The organism is Roseburia zhanii (assembly GCF_014287635.1).
Taxonomy (GTDB): Bacteria; Bacillota; Clostridia; order Lachnospirales; family Lachnospiraceae; genus Roseburia_B; species Roseburia_B zhanii.
Genome location: NZ_JACOPH010000023.1, coordinates 1 through 23,032 on the forward strand (window position 1 = coordinate 1; position 23,032 = coordinate 23,032).

20 protein-coding genes and 3 tRNA genes are annotated in these 23,032 nt (G+C 40.1%); 22 read left to right on the top strand and 1 reads right to left on the bottom strand.

Translation table 11 applies throughout. The features are described 5' to 3' along the window. The first annotated feature begins 255 nt into the window (after positions 1 to 255). From H8S17_RS15150 to H8S17_RS15180, 7 genes are all read left to right on the top strand, one after another. Positions 256 to 465: an excisionase gene (locus H8S17_RS15150; protein WP_117465537.1), complete on the top strand. Its 210-nt coding sequence runs from the start codon at positions 256 to 258 to the stop codon at positions 463 to 465. Positions 466 to 572: 107 nt separating this feature from the next. Then, positions 573 to 1,787: a site-specific integrase gene (locus H8S17_RS15155; protein WP_186867814.1), complete on the top strand. Its 1,215-nt coding sequence runs from the start codon at positions 573 to 575 to the stop codon at positions 1,785 to 1,787. 227 nt (positions 1,788 to 2,014) lie between these two features. Continuing rightward, positions 2,015 to 2,464, top strand: coding sequence for a low molecular weight protein-tyrosine-phosphatase (locus H8S17_RS15160; protein WP_186867815.1), 450 nt, complete (start codon positions 2,015 to 2,017; stop codon positions 2,462 to 2,464). Between the two features lie 246 nt (positions 2,465 to 2,710). Then, positions 2,711 to 5,599 (top strand): fibronectin type III domain-containing protein, encoded by a 2,889-nt coding sequence (locus H8S17_RS15165; RefSeq protein ID WP_186867816.1) that lies wholly within the window; start codon positions 2,711 to 2,713, stop codon positions 5,597 to 5,599. A 142-nt stretch (positions 5,600 to 5,741) separates the two neighbouring features. After that, entirely contained in the window at positions 5,742 to 7,451 is a 1,710-nt protein-coding gene (locus H8S17_RS15170; protein WP_178051464.1) for a methyl-accepting chemotaxis protein, read from the top strand. A gap of 105 nt (positions 7,452 to 7,556) precedes the next feature. After that, positions 7,557 to 8,831 carry an InlB B-repeat-containing protein gene (locus H8S17_RS15175; protein ID WP_186867817.1) on the top strand — a complete coding sequence of 425 codons (1,275 nt, stop codon included), beginning with the start codon at positions 7,557 to 7,559 and terminating at the stop codon, positions 8,829 to 8,831. Between the two features lie 24 nt (positions 8,832 to 8,855). Then, complete coding sequence (locus H8S17_RS15180; RefSeq protein WP_330595815.1) at positions 8,856 to 9,776, top strand: tRNA dihydrouridine synthase; 921 nt, start codon at positions 8,856 to 8,858, stop codon at positions 9,774 to 9,776. A 74-nt stretch (positions 9,777 to 9,850) separates the two neighbouring features. On the opposite strand, the gene H8S17_RS15185 is transcribed toward H8S17_RS15180, so the two are convergent. After that, positions 9,851 to 12,559: a transglycosylase domain-containing protein gene (locus H8S17_RS15185; protein ID WP_186867819.1), complete on the bottom strand. Its 2,709-nt coding sequence runs from the start codon at positions 12,557 to 12,559 to the stop codon at positions 9,851 to 9,853. Between the two features lie 133 nt (positions 12,560 to 12,692). Between H8S17_RS15185 and H8S17_RS15190 the strand changes: the two genes are divergently transcribed. The 15 genes from H8S17_RS15190 to H8S17_RS15260 all read left to right on the top strand — a co-directional run bounded on the left by H8S17_RS15190 (position 12,693) and on the right by H8S17_RS15260 (position 22,673). Next, positions 12,693 to 13,331: a YigZ family protein gene (locus H8S17_RS15190; protein ID WP_186867820.1), complete on the top strand. Its 639-nt coding sequence runs from the start codon at positions 12,693 to 12,695 to the stop codon at positions 13,329 to 13,331. A 79-nt stretch (positions 13,332 to 13,410) separates the two neighbouring features. Further along, positions 13,411 to 13,482, top strand: a tRNA-Gln gene (locus H8S17_RS15195). Positions 13,483 to 13,567: 85 nt separating this feature from the next. Next, on the top strand, positions 13,568 to 14,281 hold the full coding sequence (locus tag H8S17_RS15200) for an acyl-[acyl-carrier-protein] thioesterase (protein WP_186867821.1): 714 nt from the start codon (positions 13,568 to 13,570) through the stop codon (positions 14,279 to 14,281). Continuing rightward, the gene (locus tag H8S17_RS15205; protein ID WP_186867822.1) at positions 14,278 to 15,111 is read left to right on the top strand and encodes a CvfB family protein; all 834 of its coding nucleotides are present in this window, start codon (positions 14,278 to 14,280) and stop codon (positions 15,109 to 15,111) included. Before H8S17_RS15200 ends, H8S17_RS15205 begins: the two co-directional genes overlap by 4 nt. Before the next feature lie 117 nt (positions 15,112 to 15,228). Beyond that, complete coding sequence (locus H8S17_RS15210; RefSeq protein ID WP_186867827.1) at positions 15,229 to 16,413, top strand: C40 family peptidase; 1,185 nt, start codon at positions 15,229 to 15,231, stop codon at positions 16,411 to 16,413. A gap of 570 nt (positions 16,414 to 16,983) precedes the next feature. Next, on the top strand, positions 16,984 to 17,481 hold the full coding sequence (locus H8S17_RS15215; RefSeq protein WP_186867823.1) for a YcxB family protein: 498 nt from the start codon (positions 16,984 to 16,986) through the stop codon (positions 17,479 to 17,481). A gap of 11 nt (positions 17,482 to 17,492) precedes the next feature. Further along, positions 17,493 to 17,930, top strand: coding sequence for a tRNA (adenosine(37)-N6)-threonylcarbamoyltransferase complex ATPase subunit type 1 TsaE (gene tsaE / locus H8S17_RS15220; protein ID WP_178051472.1), 438 nt, complete (start codon positions 17,493 to 17,495; stop codon positions 17,928 to 17,930). Continuing rightward, on the top strand, positions 17,927 to 18,637 hold the full coding sequence (tsaB, locus tag H8S17_RS15225; protein WP_178051473.1) for a tRNA (adenosine(37)-N6)-threonylcarbamoyltransferase complex dimerization subunit type 1 TsaB: 711 nt from the start codon (positions 17,927 to 17,929) through the stop codon (positions 18,635 to 18,637). Before tsaE ends, tsaB begins: the two co-directional genes overlap by 4 nt. Next, on the top strand, positions 18,624 to 19,061 hold the full coding sequence (gene rimI / locus H8S17_RS15230) for a ribosomal protein S18-alanine N-acetyltransferase (protein ID WP_178051474.1): 438 nt from the start codon (positions 18,624 to 18,626) through the stop codon (positions 19,059 to 19,061). The genes tsaB and rimI overlap by 14 nt, the downstream gene beginning before the upstream one ends. A gap of 28 nt (positions 19,062 to 19,089) precedes the next feature. Continuing rightward, positions 19,090 to 20,001: a ribonuclease Z gene (locus H8S17_RS15235; RefSeq protein WP_186867824.1), complete on the top strand. Its 912-nt coding sequence runs from the start codon at positions 19,090 to 19,092 to the stop codon at positions 19,999 to 20,001. 3 nt (positions 20,002 to 20,004) lie between these two features. Continuing rightward, entirely contained in the window at positions 20,005 to 20,583 is a 579-nt protein-coding gene (locus H8S17_RS15240; RefSeq protein ID WP_186867825.1) for a DUF6715 family protein, read from the top strand. After that, on the top strand, positions 20,573 to 21,601 hold the full coding sequence (tsaD, locus tag H8S17_RS15245) for a tRNA (adenosine(37)-N6)-threonylcarbamoyltransferase complex transferase subunit TsaD (RefSeq protein ID WP_178051477.1): 1,029 nt from the start codon (positions 20,573 to 20,575) through the stop codon (positions 21,599 to 21,601). The genes H8S17_RS15240 and tsaD overlap by 11 nt, the downstream gene beginning before the upstream one ends. After that, positions 21,601 to 22,299 carry a 2-C-methyl-D-erythritol 4-phosphate cytidylyltransferase gene (ispD, locus tag H8S17_RS15250; protein ID WP_186867826.1) on the top strand — a complete coding sequence of 233 codons (699 nt, stop codon included), beginning with the start codon at positions 21,601 to 21,603 and terminating at the stop codon, positions 22,297 to 22,299. Before tsaD ends, ispD begins: the two co-directional genes overlap by 1 nt. A 149-nt stretch (positions 22,300 to 22,448) precedes the next feature. Next, positions 22,449 to 22,534: transfer RNA gene (locus H8S17_RS15255), tRNA-Ser, on the top strand. Positions 22,535 to 22,583: 49 nt separating this feature from the next. Further along, positions 22,584 to 22,673 (top strand) — tRNA-Ser (locus H8S17_RS15260). The last annotated feature ends 359 nt before the right edge of the window (positions 22,674 to 23,032 follow it).

The window sequence follows — 23,032 nt, forward strand, 5'->3', positions numbered from 1 at the left end:
GTGGCAGTAACACAGGGCGATGAAGCATATCCGTGATAATGATACTTCCGGATTGTAAGGAAATTTGCAGTCCGGTCAATTTGAATGACGGTGCAAGACCGATGTGGGCAGAGTAATGACCTGCCACCTGTATGGATTTTTTTGTTATCTGTTGATGAGAGATAGGAGCATTGGTTCCTGTTTGTCATGGGCAGATAAAGTGCTGCCTATTTTGAAGATATGGAGGTGTTCATAATAGATAACATAGAAGCAAAAATGAAGGGAAAGATGGTTCCGATTTGGGAAAAATATATGTTAACGGTCGATGAGGCTGTTCAATATTTTGGAATTGGTGAAAAGAAGATAAGGATGCTGATTTCTGAAAATACTGATACTGATTATTGTTTTACGGTGCAGGTTGGGAATAAATCGTTGATTAATCGGCATAAATTTGAAGAATTTCTTAATCAAACCACTTCCTTGTAGAAATGAAAAATACGAAACTTTATCACTTTAAAGTGGTAAATGCCGCCCTGGTATGATATAATATGGTTGTCGTGCTAGGGCTTCTTCGTAGAAAGGAGCAAAGACGTTTGAGTGAAAGAAATCGCAATCAGAAAAGACGTGATAAAAAAGGACGTATTTTACGAAACGGAGAAAGCCAGCGAGCGGATGGAAGATATGCATTTGTTTATACAGACTGCTTTGGAAAACAGAAATTTCTTTACAGTTGGAAGTTGGAGTCGACAGATCCTCTTCCGGTAGGAAGAAGACCTTGCCAGTCACTTAGAGAAAAGGAAAAAGTCATATTAAGGGATATAAATGATGGCATTACTCCTTATGGTGATAATTTGACAGTTCTTGAGTTGGTAAAAAAGTATATCGGTCAAAAGACAGGTGTTCGTCATAATACAGAAGCGAATTATAACTTTGTTATCAACATTATTAAGAAAGAGAAATTTGGTGCCAAAAGGATTGATAAGGTAAAACTATCAGATGCAAAAGCATGGTTGATTAAGCTTCAGGCAGATGGTAGGGGATATAGCACCATTCATTCAGTACGGGGAGTGGTAAGACCTGCTTTTCAAATGGCTGTAGATGATGATTTGATTCGTAAAAATCCGTTCGAGTTTCAACTATGTACAGTAGTTGTAAACGATAGTGTAACAAGAGAAGCCATAACCAGAAAACAAGAAAGAAAGTTCTTGGAATTTATTAAGAATGATGAGCATTATAAACGATACTATGATGGTATGTTTATCCTCTTTAAAACCGGACTTCGTATTTCAGAGTTCTGCGGATTGACACTTTCCGATATTGATTTTGAAGAAAAGCAAATCAGTGTAAATCATCAGCTTCAAAGAACCAGAGATATGAAGTATGTTATTGAAGATACCAAAACGTCAAGTGGAACCAGAATCATTCCTATGACTGAGGAAGTGTATGAATGTTTTAAGCGTATTGTTGAAAATCGGAAAAAACCCAAGAAGGAACCTGTGATTGATGAATATAAGGGATTTTTGTTTTTGGATAAGAAAGATATGCCGGAAGTTGCCTTACATTGGGAAAAACATTTTGAGTGGGCATTGGCAAAACATAATCGAATCTATAAGGAACAATTACCTAAGATCACACCTCATGTTTGCAGACATACCTATTGCAGCAACATGGCAAAAAGCGGAATGAATCCCAAGACACTTCAATATTTAATGGGGCATTCTGATATAGGAGTTACATTGAATACATATACGCATCTGGGAGCAGAGGATGCCAAGGAAGAACTTGGCAAATATGCTAAAATGGCTTAAAATTTTAAAATAATGATACAACTAAAAGAAAACCTAAGTGGAAAAAGTCTTTAGTAAAATGAGAAAATCGAGCTGTTTTACTAAGATTTTTACTAAATTTGGATGACAAAATATACGAATTTATGCCACGATATGCGACGAAAACAAAGAAAATACTCTATCACAGCAAATCGTATAAAGTGGCGTAAAATCAAGGAAAATCAGTATTTTCAAGGAGTTTTTAAGGCATGATAAAAATATTATTTGTTTGCCATGGCAACATCTGCCGTAGCACCATGGCAGAAAGCGTGATGACACACCTCATCAACCAAAACAATTTATCCAACCAGATCACTGTTTCTTCAGCCGCCACCAGCCGAGAGGAAATCGGCAACCCGCCGCACTATGGGACAGTGAAAAAGTTAAAACAGATGCACATCCCACTTGTTCCACATCGTGCAGTCCAGATGACGGAAGCAGATTATGATGCATATGATTATCTGATCGGTATGGACACAGCAAATATCCGTAACATGACAAGGATAGCAGGAGGAGATGCAGAGCGTAAAATATACAAGCTGTTATCCTTTGCCGGTTCAGGCAGGGACATTGCAGATCCATGGTATACCGGCAATTTTGATGAAACTTATGAGGATGTTTTAGAAGGCTGTACAGCTTTACTTCAGTATTTACAGTAATATGCAACTAACCAAAGTATATAAATGGTATGGGTGTCAAAAGGTGGTTTCTGTTTTTTTGATTGGCAGCTTTGTGCAATTTATGTGTCACTAAGTTGTGAGCCATTTTTTGACACTCGAATCATATAAATCAAGAAATAATATAGGTTATAAATTCTGTTATAAAACGGTTGACATATTTAACAAAACAATTAAGATAGGAAGTGAGGGCAGCCTCAAATAATAAACCTTAAAAGGAGAAAAAACATGAAGAAGAGAGTTGTGAAAATGATCCTCTGCCTGTCATTATCAGCAGCAATGCTGTTTGGTGAAGCAGGAGCAGTTTTAGCAGATACTACAGAAGCTGCATTAGCATCAGAGGACGCAGTACTTGAAAGTGATGATTCACTTGCAGACAGAACAGTCACAGAAGGTGACCTGACAGCAGAAGCGGAAAAGAGTGATGTCGATGCATTAGGAGCCAAAGTTGTAACAAGTGCAGTATTAGCAGATGTTACCGGAGTGGCTTATGATCCGGCAACAAAGGTTTTATCATGGAATAAAGTTCCAAATGCAAGTATGTACCGCATAGAGGCATATGATGCAGCCGGAAAGGCTGTAGATTCTGCATCAACCAGTGCAGTATATTATGATTTGGATAATTTAGATGAATCTTTTACTGCTGATGCCGTATATACAATTAAGATCACAGCATGCAATTCTTCAGAGATCTGTCAGGTGGCAGCAAATGTTGCCGGTACATACCACAGAGAGTGGATTGAGGCACAGAATAAATATGTATGGGGAATTTATTCCTATGACAGCACATCGGGCAAATATACACTGCTTTATGCAGAAGATGTGGCATATGATATCCAAAGGGAAAAGACGGTAAATGGCACAACAACTTATGATCTGTATAAATATCCGGCTTCAATCAATCCGGCAGTATATACAGGGGTAATAAGGACTTCTACAAGCAAGGCAGTTACTGCTTTAACAGCAATTACTGTTAAGGAAACAGATGATGATGGAGTAACCTTCTCCTTTGCACCATCTGCATTGCAGAATGGAGAATATATTAAGTACACCTGCGCAAATAATGCAGAATATGACAGTGCAGCATCCGAGAGTGCATATGCGTATTCAGGAACAATCGATGCACAGGATGGATCTGTAGATGATCTTTATATCAGTTACAGCGATTTTCAGCCGGATGATACGATTTATTTAAAAGCATATGTATATAATCCGAATTTTGATTATACAGCAGCCGGGCTTACAGCAGAAAGCAGAAAGAGTGCAGAAGTAACTACTACTTACAAGGTGCCTGCAAGTGAACTTGGAGATCTGACTTTTGTAGTGACCAAAGACAGTATCCGCTTGAAACCATATGCAAATGGAACAGTAACAGGCTATCAGTACCAGCGTAAAGATGGAAAGAAATGGATTACTCTTGCACAGCAGGGAAGTGATTATTTAGATAAAGGATTGAAAGCCGATACAGAATATACCTATCGTGTCAGAGGATATGCTTATAACCAGGCAACAAAGAAGACCGTTTATACTGCATGGGAACAGCGTAGTGCTGTTACATGGGGAACGACTCTGAATTTAAATGTCAGTGCAGCAAGTAAAACATCAGCAAAATTGACATGGTCAAAAGTTAAAGGTGCATCCGGTTATGAGATTTATCGTAAGACTACCGATAGTTCTGCTTATAATTTAAAAAACGGTGTAGGTACAGAGAATTTTAGCAGCATGAAGTTGGTAAAGACGATCAAGAAAGCAAAAACTGTCAAATATACCGACAAAAAGCTGACAAAAGGTGCTTATTATACCTATTGTGTACGTGCATACCGTACGATCGGCAAAGATAAATATTATCTTGATGAATATTCTTCTGTATATTTATCAGCTAAAAACATGGTAGGAAATACACGTTATTATACATCTGGTGGAAACTATGTTGTAAAGTGGAATAAGATGACAGGAATTTCCGGTTATAAGATCGAAAAGGTAAATAATACAACTGGAAAATATGAAGCATATAAGACATTAGGTAAAAAAGCAACATCCTTTACCTTCCCAAAAGTTGCAGCAGGTGGGGCAAGTGTTACCTACCGTATCCGTCCGTATAAGGGCAGCAAGTTCTATAACGGAATAGACAATATCACAGTTGCTCCAAAGGTTGCAACTGTCAAAGGTGTCAAAGCGGTTCAGACTGCAGAGGGTATCAAGATCAGCTGGAGTCCGGTAGCCGGAGCAGATTTCTATCGCGTATACCGTTCTACAAAGGATGCAACACTTTATAATAATACTACAAAAGGCTATGCAACTGAGGGTGGTTCAACAACATTGGTATACGAAACCAATTATCAGGATACCAGTGCCGGCATCAGCCTTGTACCGACAAAGGTAAGTGATACAGGAGCAAAAAGAACTTATACCTATAGTTCAGATATTTCAAATGCTTTAAGCGGAAATACATTTTATGATAGTGTGACAGCTTATAAGACATCTGATATCACAGGTACCAGTGTAGTAGATAGAACAGTTTCCCTGACACGTCTGGCTTTAAAAACAGAAGATACTGCTTACAATAAAAATACAGACCCAGAGTTTGTTTCCGATAGCGATTATTCTGAAGGTGGTTATTATACCGGCAGTTATGGACGTTACCAGAAGAATGCAGATGGTTCTTTAAAAACAAAGAAAGTCATTATGAATCAGGGACCAAAACTCGGTACAGAATACTATTATTATGTAGTAGCATATACAAAAGCAGCGAATGGTGCAGGAAAGAATTATACAGACAGCAGCAGTATTGGCAGCAGTAAATCTGCAAAAGTTGTATATACCAATGTATCTGTAAAAGCAACAAAGATTTCTTCTGTTAAGAGTTCTAAGAAGGGTACAGTTACGATTAAAATCAAGAAAGCATCAAAAGTAAAAGGTTATGCAATCTACCGTTCTACGAAGAAAAGTGGTACTTATATTCAGATTGGAACTACAACATCTACTTCTTATACAGACAACAATGTAACAGGTGGAAAGACTTATTACTATAAAGCAGCACCGATCAAGCAGTCAGAAAACGGCATGTATGTATATGCGAAGCTTTCTGCCGCTAAGAAAGTAAAAGTGAAAAAATAAAACAGATTTGCTCATAATAAAACTTGCCATACCAGATCTGGTATGGCAGTTTTTTATATTATAGAGGAAAACTTTCCTGAATTTATTGTCGCAGATCAAGAGATTATGATAAAATAAGATTAGTCAGCAAAGGAGTGATAAGATGAAAAAAACGAGGATCAGTATCCGTGCAAAAGTTTCATGCGGCATGGTAGCCTGTACGCTTTTCGTAGGTGGCTTGATCGGCGGCATTGGGATTATGCAGACGAAAAACAGTCTGTTAGCACAGAGTAAACAGCATACGATGGATGCGGCACAGATGGCAGCAGCCAATATAGATGGCGATATCTTAGATGCTATACATCAGGGCGATGAAGGAACAGACAGTTATGAACAGGTACTTACGACTTTGCAGAGTTTTTTGCAGGGAAATGAAGTGGAATATATATATACCATGCGGAAAGAAAACGGAAAAGTTTCTTTTATTGTAGATGCAGATACCGCTAAGGGGGCGTCGGTCGGTGAATCCTATGAAAGTTATGCGGAAATGGATCAGGCATTTGAAGGAGAAACAGTGATCGACAAGGATATCACATCGGATGAATGGGGAAGATTCTACAGTGGATTTTCACCCGTATATGATCATTCTGGAAAGCAGGTAGGAATTGTCGGCGTGGACTGTTCTGTAGCAGCTATTGACCAGCAGATTGCATCTTATATACGGAATTTTCTGTTAGCAGAAGGAATTGGTGTGATTATAAGTATCATACTGGCATATCTGATCAGTAGTCTGTTGACAAAAAATGTCCGAATTATCGATGCAAAGTTAAAAGAACTTGCGGACAGTGAAGGAGATCTGACAAGGCAGATTGACGTAAGATCCACAGATGAAGTAGGTTCTATTGCAGGAAATATGAATATATTTCTTAAGAATCTGCGGGATATTATGACGAAGATCCGTCATAGTGAGAATGTCCTGCTCGAGATGACCACACAGATCAATGGAAATATGTCTTCATCAGCAGAAAAAATAAATGCGATCACAACAACGATCAATACGATGGTAGAGCAGATCGGGCAGATGAGTTCCATGGTTGAAGTTATTGCACAGGATGCAGAGGAAAGCAGTTCCCTGACAGACAGTATCATGGAAGAAACCGTTCAGAAGGCAGACTATGTAGGAGAAGTGAGCAAAAAATCCTCACAGTTAGAAAAAGATGCCGTAGATGCAAAGAAGAATATACAGTCTGTGATGGAAAGGATCGGCAGCAATTTAGAGGAAAAGATCAAAGAAGCAAAAAAGGTAGAGCAGATCCAGAAATTAACCGGAGATATTGTAGAAATTTCTTCCCAGACAAATCTGCTTGCATTAAATGCCAGTATAGAAGCAGCCAGAGCAGGAGAACTTGGAAAAGGCTTTGCGGTTGTTGCAACAGAAATTGGCAAGTTAGCAGATGAATCGACAAAGACAGCAGGAGAAATCAGTGAGATCAATACATTTGTCATTCAGTTAGTAGAAGAACTTTCATCTTCAGCATTTGAACTGCTTCATGTTGTAAATTCACAGGTTATGCAGGATTATGATATTTTAGTCCATACCGGACAGGAGTATCATAACGATACTGTAATGTTCCGCAATCAGATGATGAGTCTGGTTGATTTTATGAAGAAATTACAGCAGAGTATGGGACAGATCATGGATAATGCGGCAGAAATTTCAAGCGGTTTTGAAGAAGAAATGGAAAATGCAAAGAGAAATTTTGCTGGCATTGAAGAAGTCAATAAGAAGATCCAGACGATCAATGATTCAGTGCAGCAGAATGAATCGATCGTCAGAGATTTTGATCATGTGATCGGACAATTCAAATTATAAGATCAGAATATGAAATGTTCAGGGATTGCGGAAATTGCATAGCAATGAAACGATTCAGGTACATCATAGTATAAAATTAAAAAAAGAAGAAAGAGGGAGTAGCAGATGAAGAAAAAATTAGTAGTATTAGGTATGCTGTTTGGGCTGACATTTTGTATGCAGCCGGTTTTCGCAGCAGAAGCAGCAGATGTATCAGCCTTAGGTGTCGGAGTAGAGCAGGACGCAGTTTACAGTGTGACAGTCACTTTTGATGCAAATGGCGGTTCGGGAGTTATGAACAGTCTGACATCAGCATCAAACGTATCTACATCATTGACATCAAATGTATTTACAAGAAGTGGATTTACATTTACCGGCTGGAATACAGCAGCAGACGGAACAGGTACAGCTTACGCAGATGCAGCCGATGTTACACAGCTTGCAGCAGCAGAATACAACGGACAGACGATCACCCTGTATGCACAATGGAAATTAAATGCACCATCGATCAAATCCGTAAAATCATCTACACCGGCAAGCATGAAAGTTACTTACAAAAAGAATAGTAAAGCAGCAGGTTATGAGATCAGTTATGCAACGAAGAAAAGCTTTAAAGGCGCTAAAAAAGTAACTGCAAAGAAAGGAAGTTCAAACACAGAGATTACCAATGTAATACCGGGAAAAACCTACTATGTACGAATGCGCAGTTACTATAAAGCCGGAGGCGTAAAAAAATATAGTGACTGGAGCAAGTCAAAAAAAATAAAAATGAAAAAAGGTGCAACACTGGCGAATACAAAAGCACTGACTGCGATCGAAGCAGATATTACCCTGACAGGTTCCGGTAGCGGATATCATGCAAAACTGGTATTGTGTACGCCGACTTCTGCAGTATCTTATGGAATCCAGTATGATAAATGCGCATCCGCTCCTTATACAGGAAAAGCAATGGCAATGATCGAGAATGTTGCGTCCAATGCAGCGGGCGGTCAGAGTTACAGCAGACCGGGAAATCGGGAATTACAGCCTGGTAAAACTTATCATATGATGATGACGGTCGATAAAAAAGGAAATGGTAATGTATATCTTGATTATAAGAAGATCGGCAGTTTCTCAAATGCAGGACTTGCAAATCAGGCAGTATATATCCGTGTAGAAGGTGCTGTCAGATTAAATGGCGATCAGGTGAAAGCAACCTTTGACAATATTAAACTACGTCAGGGTGGAAAACTAGAAGCTGACAAGAAATATGGCGGCTGGTTCCCATCATCGAATAAAGGAATCAAGACGAAGAAAGTGAATAACAAGAACAAAGTGATCATATCTGGAACAGGTTCCGGCATCAATGGTGACTGGGACAGCGATTATGAAAATGTTTCCGGTATCTTCCAGTTCTATTAAAATATGAAATTTTATTTTGCCCCGATGGAGGGGATCACCGGATATGTGTACAGAAATGCATACGAAGCCGTTTTTTCAGGGATCAGTAAATATTTCTCACCGTTTATTGTTCCACATCAGAACCGGGATTTTAAACAGAAAGAATTACGTGATATTTTCCCGGAAAATAACAGTACATTAACACTGATACCGCAGATACTGACGAACCAGGCAGAGGATTTTTTGCGGGCAGTGCATACGTTTCAGGAAATGGGATATGAGGAAGTCAATCTGAACTTAGGCTGTCCGTCAGGAACAGTGACAGCAAAAGGAAAAGGAGCAGGATTTTTAGCAGAACCAGAAGCCCTTGATGGATTTTTAGAAACAATATATGAAAAAGCAGATGTTAAGATCTCCATCAAGACCAGAATCGGAATTGATACGGGAGAGGAGTTCTACCGGTTGTTAGAGATTTATCAGAAATATCCGATTGAAGAACTGATCGTACATCCCCGCTGCTTAAAAGATTACTATAAGAAGCCTCCTGATCAGGAAATCTTCTTATGGGCAGCAGGGCATTATAACGGAAAACTGATCTACAATGGAGATATTTTTTGCAAAGAAGATTATCAGATATTGACAGAACGTAATGCACATTTAGATGGCGTGATGTTAGGACGTGGTTTATTAAGGAATCCGGGCTTGATACAGGAAATCTTAGAAGATGTACCGGCAACGGTAGAACAGATAAAAAATCTTCACGATCATATTTTAGAAGGTTATATGGAGATGCTTTCAGGAGATCGCAATGTGCTGTTCCGTATGAAAGAATTATGGTTTTACATGATCGAATGGTTTGCAATAGAAGGCAGAGATAAATATGCAAAACAAATTAAAAAAGCCCAGACCATAGCAGAATACAGATCAGTCGTTGATCGTATATTCCAACAGTATCCGATGCATTAGATTAAATGACATAAGTAAGAAAATCGCTCAGACCTTTACGGTCTGGGCGATTTTTGTCAGAGAAGAAGTTTTCTTTATTCATCCTCTGCATCATCCTGATTACTGTTACTGTTGTTATTGCTGTCAGAATCAGGTTTCTTATCCGTTGTCGGTGTTTTGTCTACAGTCTTATCGGGTTTCTTGTCACTGTTCTTGTCGTTATTTTTCTTCTTGTCTTTGCTGCTGTCACCCAGACTGCTATTGGTATCTGCACTGGTATCTGGTGCAGGCTGCGGAGCTGAAGGTGCAGTATGCAGTGGACAGGTATTTGTTGCAGAATTTTCAGATAACAGATACGGTCCATCAGCAGATCCCGGAGAACCACCGGTAATATATACACCGCCGACACGGTTCGGACAAAATTCCGTGGCTAACATACCGGATTCTGCACAAATCGTAACATTTACATGATGGTCACAATATTCTGTAGGAACTGTACCCTCTGCAAAATATTCCGTCGATACCATACTTCCGCGTGGATCAGCATCACAGAGTCCCGGAACGACCAGTTTACCGGATTTCTTACATACAGTTGCCGTTGTGATGTCACCAGGCATGGTGAAATCCTGATATTCCAGATTCTCATGGATACGCCTCATAACCGCTTTCCAGATCGCTTTTGGATAGGAAGTTGTACCGCTTGCCTGTGGAGTATTATCATCATATCCACCCCAGACAACGCAGGTATAATATGGAGTAAATCCGGCAAATAAAGCATCTCTGTTCTTTGTAGTTGTACCGGTCTTTCCGGCGATCGCCATGTTACCGAAGTTTACGGCAGTACCGGTACCTTTCGTCACAACATCTTCCATGGCATTTGTAAGCAGCCATGCGGTAGAATCTTTAAGGACACCATGCGTCTGCGGCGTGTTGTCGATCAAAACATTTCCGTCATGGTCAAGGATCTTTGTATAAAAACGCGGTTTGATATAAGTTCCCTGATTAGCGATCGTAGCATAAGCAGCAGTCAGTTCAAGGTTTGTAACACCTTTTGTGATGCCACCTAAAGCAAGAGCCTGATTGTTATCATCATCAACTAAAGTTGTAAAGCCAAAGTCTTTAAGATAACTATATCCAAGGTTCGTGCCAATCTCTGTCAAAGTTTTTACTGTTACGATATTAATGGAGTGTGTGATCGCTTCACGTAGTGTTGTAAAGCCACGGTAAGAATTATCATAGTTTCTTAAGGAAGTACCATTTTCATAAGAATATGGGGCATCATCCTGTACAGAAGCTAAAGTCAGTCCACCACTGTCGAGTGCAGGTGCATATGCAGCAAGGATCTTAAATGTAGAACCCGGTTGTCTGGTGGTGTCAGTCGCACGGTTTAACGTCTTGCTGGCAGTCTTATCACCTCGTCCGCCTACGAGAGCAACGACTTCGCCGGTCTGCTGGTTCATAACCGTTAAGGCAGCCTGTGGCTGGAGTGTAAAGGTGACCGTTTCACCATTTTCAACGATCTTATCGCCTTCTTCCATAATATCCGCTTTATACTGGTCGATCGCAGCCTGTGCATCCTCAATAGAAGCAAAATTAATGCTGTAATCGCTGTTTGAAGCCTGATAGTAAGAAAGCATGGTCTGTTCACTGTAATTCGCAAAACTTCCATCTGCTTTTTCAATCGTCAGACGGTAAGAGAAGGAAGATTTGGTGTTGGACGGATAGTTGTCTGCATTATTGACTTCTTCATCACAGATTGCCTGCAGGGCAGAGTTCTGTGTGGAGTAGATCGTCAATCCGCCGTTATAAAGTGCTTTATAAGCCTGTGTTTCTGTGTAGCCTTTTAAGTCGATCAGATCCTGAATGACCTGATCTGTCAGTTCATCTACAAAATAAGAAGTAACAGATTCTTCTTCGGTAACGGTATTAACGACCTGAATACGCTCATAGACGTCATCTGCGATCGCATCGTCAAATTCTTCCTGTGAAATGTATCCCTGTGTGAGCATATTGTTTAATACTTTATCCCGCCGTTCTTTATTTTTATCAGGATTACTGATCGGGTTGAAACGGGATGGATTCTGGGTAATGGCAGCTATGACTGCACATTCCGATAAAGTCAGTTCTGAAACATCCTTATTGAAATATCTTCTGGATGCAGACTGCACACCTAAAGTATTTTGTCCTAGGTTGATCGTGTTTAAGTAATTTTCTAAGATCCAGTCTTTTGACACTTTTTTCTCAAGCTGTACAGCAAGGTACTGTTCCTGGATCTTACGCTCTAACTTGTCTGCAAAAGAAGATTCGCTCGTCCAGCTTGTAAAGACATTGTTCTTTAAAAGCTGCTGGGTGATCGTACTTGCACCCTCTGAAAAATGTCCACCGCTTGCGATTCCTTTTACACCGGCACGCAGAATACCTTTGAGATCGATTCCGTTATGCTCATAAAAACGTTCATCTTCGATCGCTACAAATGCATGTTGCAGATTCTCAGGGATCTCATCGATCGTAGCATAGACACGGTTAGAACCGGTGGCTACTAAGGTTGCGATCTGGTTTTCATCCGTATCGAGTACTGTGGAAAGAAAACCGGTCGGAGTAGCATCGTCAAGATTGATCTCCGGTGCTGCATCGATTACTCCCTTTAAAATACCAAACCCTGCGCATCCGCCGATAATAAAGATCGCTAAGAGGCATACAAGCAGAGTTTTTAAGAAAATTATAGTGAATTTTTTGCAAATCATAGTACCTTTTGATGTAAGCTCTTTTTCACGCTTACGTGTACTATTTTTTCCATAGTTCATAATAAGCCTCCTTTTTAACGAATCTATTATAACAAAAAGTATTCTATAATAAAAGTACCCTTTTTTCATTGATTCAGACAGATACTCATGTTAAAATCGAAAAGAATCAAGTTCACAGGCAGGAGTATAGGATATGAAAGTAGTATATCAGGGTGGCGAAGGCGAGATCGTAGAAAAAAAATCCAGATTTATAGCAACGGTTCGTCCGGTAGGATCAGAAGAAGAAGCGACAGCATTTATTGCAGAAATGAAAAAGAAGTACTGGGATGCCAGACATAACTGTTCTGCATTTGTAATAGGAAACAATCAGGAATTGTCAAGATGTTCCGATGATGGAGAACCAAGCCAGACAGCAGGGCGGCCGATGTTAGATGTGCTGCTCCGGGAGGAAATCCATAATGTGGCAGTGGTTGTTACGAGGTATTTTGGAGGAACACTGCTTGGAACAGGAGGGTTAGTGCGTGCTTATCAAAAAGCTGTACAGGAAGGACTTGCGAATAGTACTGTCATAGACAAGCAGCCCGGAAGAAAGCTTACGATACAGACAGATTATAATGGGTTAGGAAAGATCCAGTATATTCTTGCACAGCAGAATATTGTGACCATGGATACAGTCTATACGGATGCAGTAGAACTTTCTGTGATGGTTCCTGATGGAGCAGGGCAGAAATTAACAGAGGATATCACAGATGGAACAGGCGGAAATGCCCGGTTTCACTGGGGGGAAGAAGTTTCATTTGCAGTTATCGACAAAGAAATAAAAGTTTTTTAAAAAAAGTGTTGACAAGTCGTATCAAGGTATGTATAATAGCCATTGTTGAGTGATCAACACGACAGACAACATAAAATAATGGCCCATCGCCAAATGGTAAGGCAACGGACTCTGACTCCGTCATTTCAAGGTTCGAATCCTTGTGGGCCAGTTACTAAGGCATCACGTAAGTGATGCTTTTTGTTTTATCGTAACGAAAAAAGTTTTTCATATATAGCAGAAAGCAGGAGGATGGCATGTTTCGATTTGATAGTGTAGTAAGATACAGTGAGATTGATGCAGACAGATATATGACTCTGCCGGCAGTTTTAGATATATTGCAGGACTGCTGTACATTTCATTCCGAACATTTAGAGATAGGGATTGATTATCTGAAAGAGCATGAGCGGGCATGGGTCTTATCTGCATGGCAGGTAGTGATCGACCGGTATCCTAAGATGGGAGAAAAAATCTCAGCATACACATGGCCATATGAGTTTAAAGGATTTATGGGAAACCGTAATTTTAAGATTGAAGACGAAGCAGGAAACATCATAGTTTATGCAAATTCTGTCTGGGTATATATCGATACAGCCACCGGACGGCCGGTGCGGGTGTCGCAGGAAGTAGCAGAAACTTATCAGCTAGAACCCCCATTTGAGATGGAAACAGCAGACAGAAAGATTCCATTGCCGGATGCTATGGAAGAAAAAGAACAGATCCGTGCAGGAAGATTCTGTATTGATACAAACCAGCATGTCAATAACAGCAAATATGTGATGATGGCAGAAGAATATCTGCCGGAGGATTTTAAAGTAAGGGAACTGCGGGTAGAATATAAGAAAGCAGCCGTACTTGGGGATGTGATATATCCGAAAGTGAAAATCAAAGACCATCAGGCAGTTGTAGCGTTAGAAAATGAGCAGGGAAAACCTTATGCAGTTGTACAGTTTATGGAGGATAAAGTATGAAATTAGGAGAAAAACAAAGATTATTAGTAATCAAAAGAGTAGAATTTGGTATTTATTTAGCAGAGCATGAAGATGATGAAACACGAGTGCTTCTGCCGGCAAAACAGGTGCCGGAAAATACCAGAGTCGGTGATGAGTTAGAAGTATTTTTATATAAAGATTCCAAAGACCGTCTGATCGCAACGACAAATGAACCATATCTCATGCTCGGACAGACAGCCGTATTAAAAGTATTAGAAGTGGGAAAGATTGGTGCATTCTTAGACTGGGGCTTAGAGAAAGACCTGTTTCTTCCATTTAAAGAGATGACAGCAAAAGTACAGCCGGAAGATGAAATTTTAGTTACCTTATATATAGATAAAAGCCGGAGATTATGCGCAACGATGAAAGGCATCTATGATCTGTTAGAAAAAGATTCCCCATATGAAAAAGGAATGAATGTATCAGGCAGGGTTTATGAGTTCAGCGATAATTTTGGAACCTTTGTAGCAGTAGATGATAAATATTCCGCTATGATACCGGCATTTGAAGATTGCAGTCATTTACGGATCGGAGATGTGATCGAAGCAAGGATCACAAATGTAAAACCAGATGGCAAGTTAGATCTGACCTTACGTGAAAAGGCATATCTGCAGATGGATGCAGACGCACAGAAAGTCTTAGAAGTGATCGACGAATATGCAGGTGTCCTTCCATTTAATGACAAGGCATCACCGGAAGTCATCAAGCGGGAAATACAGATGAGCAAGAATGCATTCAAACGCGCAGTAGGACATCTTTATAAGGAAAGAAAGATCGAGATTACAGAAAAAAGTATACGAAAATTGTAATATTAAGGCTATTGACGAGATAACATCTATTTGCTATAATAACCACGTAATAAATGTAACAATTTCGTAACAGATAAAAGATAAAGATGTAGTATTTGGAGGACAATTTCCATGAATATGAACCGTAAAGCTTTGCGTGTAACAGTATGTTGTATGGCAACAGCCATGACACTTTGTGCAGCACCTTCCGCTGCTCGTGCAGAAGTGCCGGCTGCAGGAGCGGCAGCCATTATGAAAACCGCATTGACAGATGAAGCAAAAAATGCATTTTCCACGACATCTGCCGGAATTTCATTAAAAGTAGCTGACTGCGTATCTGCAGCAGCAGAAGAAGCAGCGATCAGTGAAGCAACTGCAAGCGAAGAAGTGGCAATAGACGACACAGCAGAAGAAAAATCTGAATATGCAGACATTGCGATCGCACAGGTTGACAATTATGTCAATGTTAGAGATGCAGCAAGTGAAGAAGGAAATGTTGTCGGTAAATTATATAATAATTCAGCAGCAACAGTAACGGGAACAGAGGGTGACTGGTATCAGATCACATCCGGAAATGTAACAGGTTATGTAAAAAGTGAGTTTGTAGTTCGTGATAATGAAGAACTTGCAAAGCAGGTAAGCAGACGAGTTGCAACCGTACATACAGAAACATTATTTGTCCGTACAGAACCAACAACCGAGTCCGATGTACTTGGAATGGTACCAGATCAGGAGAAACTTACGATCACAGATGAATCTGTAGATGGCTGGACAAAGGTAGCGATTGAAGAAGGCGATGGATATGTATCCAATGATTATGTAAGCAAATCCATTGAATTTGTCACAGCAGAATCAAAAGCAGAAGAAGAAGCAAGGCTTGCAAAGGAAGAAGCAGAAAGAGAAGCAGCAGCGGCAGCCGCAGAGAAGAAATCAGCATCTAAGAGTTCTTCCGGCAAATCTTCATCTGCACCAAGCGGTTCAGGCGGAAGTGCAGTTGTAGGTTATGCATGTCAGTTCGTCGGCAACCCGTATGTATATGGTGGTACAAGCCTTACAAATGGAGCTGACTGTTCAGGGTTCGTTATGTCAGTATATGCAGCATTTGGAGTAGGACTTCCACATTCCTCATCGGCAATGCAGGGAGTTGGATATGGAGTCAGTCCATCAGAGATGCAGCCGGGCGACATCATCTGCTACAGCGGACATGTTGCAATTTATGTAGGTAATAATACGATCGTTCATGCAAGTACACCGGCATCAGGTATCAAATATACCTCTCCGGCAGATTATAAGCAGATTTTAGCAGTACGAAGAATATTCTAGTATTGAAATCAGGATAAACAGAAAAAAACCATCTTTCCCGTTATGGAGAAGATGGTTTTTTTCTGTTATATGTAATCTGCAGAATAATGAAAGCAAAAATGCAATTCCTGCAAAATCAGAATATAATTCAAAATAATGATGATTATACAAAATGCACAAATACCGGAATGTTGTCGAAAAAAATAAGAAAAGAGTAAAAAATAGCTGTGGAATACTGTGGATAGTTATCCACATTGAAAAATGCCAAAAATCAGAAAAAATCTAGTTATACACCAAGTTATCCACGTTATCCACAAAAATAGACAGAAAATCAACGTGTAAAACCAATGAAAATAAGAACAGATGTTTTGTTACATTGCGATAAAGTTGCTGAAATTTAAAAAAAACCGAAAAAAAATATTGACATTTCAAATGTGAAAATATGAATTTGTAATGCATAAAAAAGTCAGTGATTTGTCGAATTGTATCTGAATTGTACGAAAATTATTGTTTACTGCCAGATTCAGGGGAACTTGTGAAATTTGAAAAACAATGCTATACTTCTCAATATGAATTAGCAGGAGGAATTGCATGAAGATAGAATTTGACATTACATTGACAGATAAGGATATGTATCGTTTCAGTATGCATCATGCCTATACAGGAAGTCAGGGGATCATATCGATCGTGTTAGCAGTATTGAGTTTTATTGTAACAATAAAAACATACGGATTTGTAGAATCTGTCTATACCGTGCTTTATGCAGCAGTAGGAGTGGTATTCCTTTTTTATATGCCATTGAATCTGTATCTTCGTTCCAAACGGCAGTTTCTGATGTCGATAGAATTGCAGAATGCACTGCATTATCTGATCGATGATCAGGGAATCCATACATCACAGAATGATGCATCGGCGGATCTGCCATGGGAACAGATTTATAAGATCATTTCCACAAAAGAATATGTATACATCTACAGTAACCGTATTAATGCATATATCCTTCCACGGGTACAGATAGCAGAATATTATGGACAATTACAGGAATTAGCAGGCAGCCATCTGCCAACATACAGAGTAAAAATGAAATAAGAGGATTTATAATGCAGACAATCTATGAAACATATTCAGCAAAAGAAACAGCAGAACTTGGCAGACGGTTAGGAAAAGAAGCGAAAGCCGGAGAGGTCTATACCCTGATCGGAGATTTAGGTGTAGGAAAAACTGTTTTTACCAAGGGGATCGCTGAAGGGTTAGGGATCACAGAACCGGTCAACAGCCCGACATTTACGATTGTGCAGGTATATGATACCGGACGGATGCCATTTTACCATTTTGATGTATATCGGATCGGTGATATAGAAGAAATGGATGAGATTGGTTATGAAGATTATTTTTACGGGGAAGGACTGACGATGATCGAATGGGCGAACCTGATAGAGGAGATCCTTCCTAAAAAAAGAAAAGATATCGTGATCGAAAAAGATTTAGAAAAAGGATTTGATTATCGGAAAATCACAGTAACAGAGGTGGAAGCATGAAAATATTAGCAGTAGACAGTTCAGGATTGGTAGCAAGTGTGGCAGTTGTTATGGATGACAACCTGTTAGGGGAATTTACGATGAATTATAAGAAAACACACTCCCAGACATTACTTCCGATGTTAGATGAATTAGCAGACATGATCGAATTAGATTTAAATACATTAGATGCGATCGCAGTCGCAGGTGGACCGGGTTCGTTTACGGGACTTAGGATAGGCTCTGCAACCGTCAAAGGTCTTGCCTTAGCATTAGACAAGCCGGTCATACAGATACCGACTGTTGATGCACTTGCATATAATCTGTGTGGACACAGAGATCTTGTATGCCCGCTTATGGACGCAAGAAGAAATCAGACCTATACAGGACTGTATCAGTTTGACGGAAATCAGATGCAGGTAATAAAAGAGCAGTGTGCAGTTGAAATTTCAGCGATAGTAGCCGAAATAAATAATATAGGAAAACCGGTTGTATTTTTAGGAGATGGAGTAGCTGTTTTTCGTGATTATATTGCAGAACATTGCACAATCGGTTATACATTTGCACCGGCACATTTAAATAAGCAGCGGGCAGGTGCGGTAGCAGCTTTAGCAGAAGAATATTATAAGCAGGGAAAGATCATGGATGCAGCCGAACATAAGCCGGAATATTTAAGGCTTTCACAGGCAGAACGAGAACGAATGGAGAAAGAACATGCCGCAGATTAGAAAAATGCAGAAAGAAGATATCCCACAGATGGCAGAGATTGCAGCGGCTTCATTTACAGATCCATGGACAGAAAAAGGATTTACAGAGGCTTTGCAGATGGAGAGCGCCTGCTTTTTAGTAGCAGTTGAAGGCGAAAATGTTATGGGATATTGCGGATGCTATATGGCAGCAGATGAGGCAGAGATCGTAAATGTAGCTGTCAGAGATGACTGCCGGAAACAGGGGATAGCCGATAAGCTATTGATGGAACTGACCGCGTATGGAAATGAACATGGTGTCAGCCGGTTCTATTTAGAAGTGCGTGTATCAAATGAAGCAGCTATTCATCTCTATGAAAAACATGGATTTATCAGGCAGGGAGTCCGTAAGGATTTTTATAAAGATATCCATGAAGATGCATATGTTATGAATCATATTATGTAGAGCAATCAGGATTAGGACAGGAGAGATCATGTTAGACGTTTGTTTATTAGGAACCGGTGGAATGATGCCGCTTCCATACCGCTGGCTGACTGCATTGATGACAAGATACAATGGCAGCAGTCTTTTAATAGATTGTGGAGAAGGAACACAGATCGCAGTCAAAGAGCAGGGCTGGAGTTTTAAACCGATCGATGTGATCTGTTTTACACATTACCATGCAGATCATATCAGTGGGTTGCCGGGACTGCTCCTTACAATGGGGAATGCAGAACGGTCAGAACCATTGACGATGATAGGTCCAAAAGGTTTAGAGAGGGTAGTCGGGGCACTTCGGACAATCGCACCGGAACTACCATTTGAGATCCGCTATATAGAACTGACATCACCGGAAGAAGAAATAGAGATTGCAGGATATCATATCCATGCATTCCGCGTGAACCATAATATTACCTGTTATGGCTACAGTATTGAAATACCAAGAGGCGGCAGATTTCAGGTGGAGCAGGCAAAGGCAAATGCCATTCCACAGAAGTATTGGAGCATTTTACAGCATGGACAGACCGTAGAAGATGGAGAAAAAGTCTATACACCGGATATGGTATTAGGACCACCGAGAAAAGGAATCAAGCTGACATACTGTACCGATACCAGACCGACAGAAAGCATAGAAAAAGCAGCAAAAGATTCGGATCTGTTTATCTGTGAAGGTATGTATGCAGAAAAAGAAAAGCTTGCAAAAGCAAAACAATATAAACATATGACATTCTATGAGGCAGCAGAATTAGCAAAAAAGGCATCGGTACAAGAACTGTGGCTGACACATTTTAGCCCATCCCTTGTGCATGCAGAGTCTTATATGCCTGCCGTGAGAGAGATTTTTTCAAATGCAAGTCTTGGCACAGATGGAAGAAATATAGAATTAGACTTTAAGGAGGAATAGCGTATGAAGAAAATCAGAGTGATCGTGATCGGGATTGTTTGTATCTGTTTAGTGGTAGGGTACTATTATTATCTGTCTAACAGAGATGGAGTCTCTAAGGAAAAAGACTTAACAGAAGTACAGAAAGTGATCTTAAAAGATTTAGATGGAAAAGGCTATCCGAAAACACCAAGGGAAGTAGTCAAATTTTATAACCGTATCTTATGTTGTTATTATAATGAGGACTATACCGAAGAAGAATTTAAACAGTTGACAGATCAGGCAATCAAACTCATGGATGATGAATTAGCCGATAATAATCCGGAAAAACAGTATTATCTTCGTGTGCAGACAGAAGTGGAAAGTTACCATGAGAAGAAGCGGACGATCAATAACGCATCGGTATGTGACAGCAACGATGTGAAATTTGCAACAGTTGATGGGGCAGAGTGCGCATATGTGGCAGCTTCCTATTTTGTGAAAGACAGTGAAGGATTTTCTAAGAGCAACCAGAATTATGTGCTCCGCAAAGATGCAGAGGGCAGATGGAAGATCCTTGCATTTGAATTAGACAAAGGAGATACAACAGAAGATGAGCAGTAAAGAAGAAATCCGTATTCTGGCGATTGAGAGCTCCTGTGATGAAACGGCAGCAGCAGTTGTGGTAAATGGGCGGGATGTCCGTTCGAATATCATATCTTCCCAGATAGCGCTGCATACATTATATGGAGGCGTAGTGCCTGAGATTGCATCAAGAAAGCATATTGAAAAGATCAATCAGGTGATCACAGAAGCATTAAAAGAAGCACAGATGACCTTAGATGATATCGATGCGATCGGTGTTACCTATGGACCGGGCTTAGTAGGGGCACTTTTAGTCGGTGTGGCAGAAGCAAAAGCAATCAGCTATGCAAAAAAAATCCCGCTGGTAGGCGTGCATCATATTGAAGGACATATCAGTGCAAATTATATTGAAAATAAAGATTTAGAGCCCCCGTTTTTATGTCTGGTGGTATCCGGTGGACATACCCACCTTGTAAAAGTATTAGATTATGGCAAATATGAGATCTTAGGACGGACAATGGATGATGCAGCAGGAGAGGCTTTTGACAAAGTAGCAAGAGCAATCGGACTCGGTTATCCGGGAGGCCCTAAGATTGAAAAAGTGTCCCATGAAGGAAATCCAAAGGCAATTTCATTTCCAAGGGCACACGTATCAGGGGATGCCTATAATTTCAGCTTCAGCGGCATGAAATCAGCAGTATTAAACTACCTTAACGGCTGTCAGATGAAAGGGATTGAGATTCATCAGGCAGATGTTGCTGCGTCTTTTCAGCAGGCAGTGATCGATGTGTTAGTCGGAAATGTAGAAAAAGCATTAGAAGAAACCGGTATGAAAAAGTTTGCGATCGCCGGAGGTGTGGCATCGAATGGTACACTTAGAAATGCAATGGAACAGGCATGCGCAAAAAGAGGTGTAGCCTTTTACCGCCCATCACCGATACTATGTACCGATAATGCGGCAATGATAGGGGCAGCGGCATATTATGAATATATCGCAGGTGTTCGCAGCGGTTTAGACTTAAATGCCGTACCGAATCTGAAATTAGGAGAAAGATAATGCAGACAGAGAAGATAACTGCGATCGTCCTTGCCGGAGGCAGCGGAAAGAGGATGGGTGGCACTGTAAAAAAGCAGTATATGCTTTTAGCAGGATACCCTGTACTATATTATTCTTTAGCAGCTTTTCAAAAAAGCAGTGTAGATACGATTATTTTAGTGACAAATGAGAAAGAATACTGTCAGAAAGAGATCGTTCAGGCGTATCATTTTGATAAAGTGACAAAGATCGTGTCCGGTGGGGCAGAACGGTATAACTCTGTCTATGCAGGACTTTTAGCAGCAGAAGGGAGCAGCTATGTGCTGATCCATGATGGAGCACGCCCGTTTGTATCGCAAGAGATGATCGACCATTCTATAGAAACGGTAAAGAAATATCGTGCCTGTGCGGTCGGTATGCCTGTCAAAGATACGATTAAGATTGTTGATAAAAGTGGATTTACAGTCACAACACCAAAAAGAGAAACAGTGTGGCAGGTACAGACACCGCAGACCTTTTCCTATCCGTTGATCTTAGCAGCCTATGAAAAAGTGCTTGCAAAACAGGTCGAAGGGATTACAGATGATACAATGGTAGCTGAATATCAAAGTGATGTCAGGGTAAAACTGATAGAAGGCAGTTATGATAATATGAAGATTACGACACCAGAAGATATCACAGTTGCAGAAGCCCTGTTGAAAACGAGTCAGAACATATAGGAATAGTGATGGAAAACTGCATTTTTCAACAGAAAGAACTTATTTTAGAAAAAATTGAAAAAAATGTAAAAAAGTTGTTGACAAAAAGGTATACATGGTGCTAGAATCATTTTTGCGCTGATTTGTAAAGCGTTTGTAAAAATAAATACGGAGAAGTATCGAAGTGGTCATAACGAGGCGGTCTTGAAAACCGTTTGTCCGAAAGGGCGCATGGGTTCGAATCCCATCTTCTCCGCTCAATCATATTTGGTAATATGATTACAACAGAATATATTTATTCATTCGGAGAAGTACCCAAGCTGGCCGAAGGGACACCCCTGGAAAGGGTGCAGGTCGTTAATAGCGGCGCGAGGGTTCAAATCCCTCCTTCTCCGCTCGCAAGGCAAAAATAATGTCGAAAAAGTTCAAAAAAGTTCTTGACAACTGATTGAACGAATGATATTATAAATAAGCTGACCGCAAGAAAGAAAAGCGGATGCGAAAAAAATAAAATGAAAAAGTTGTTGACAAAGCGACTGAGAGATGATAGAATATCAAAGCTGTCGCAAGAAACGACAACAAATGAACATTGATAACTAAACAGTGAAATAACCTTGAAAGATTTTGAGAATCATAAGAACAGCAACGCAAGTTGCAACCTTAAAACAGTAAACATCACAGAAGTGATGAACGGAACAAGGAAAGCCAAGTTTTTCCTTGAACCAAAGATCAGACATGAACATGAGAGTTTGAT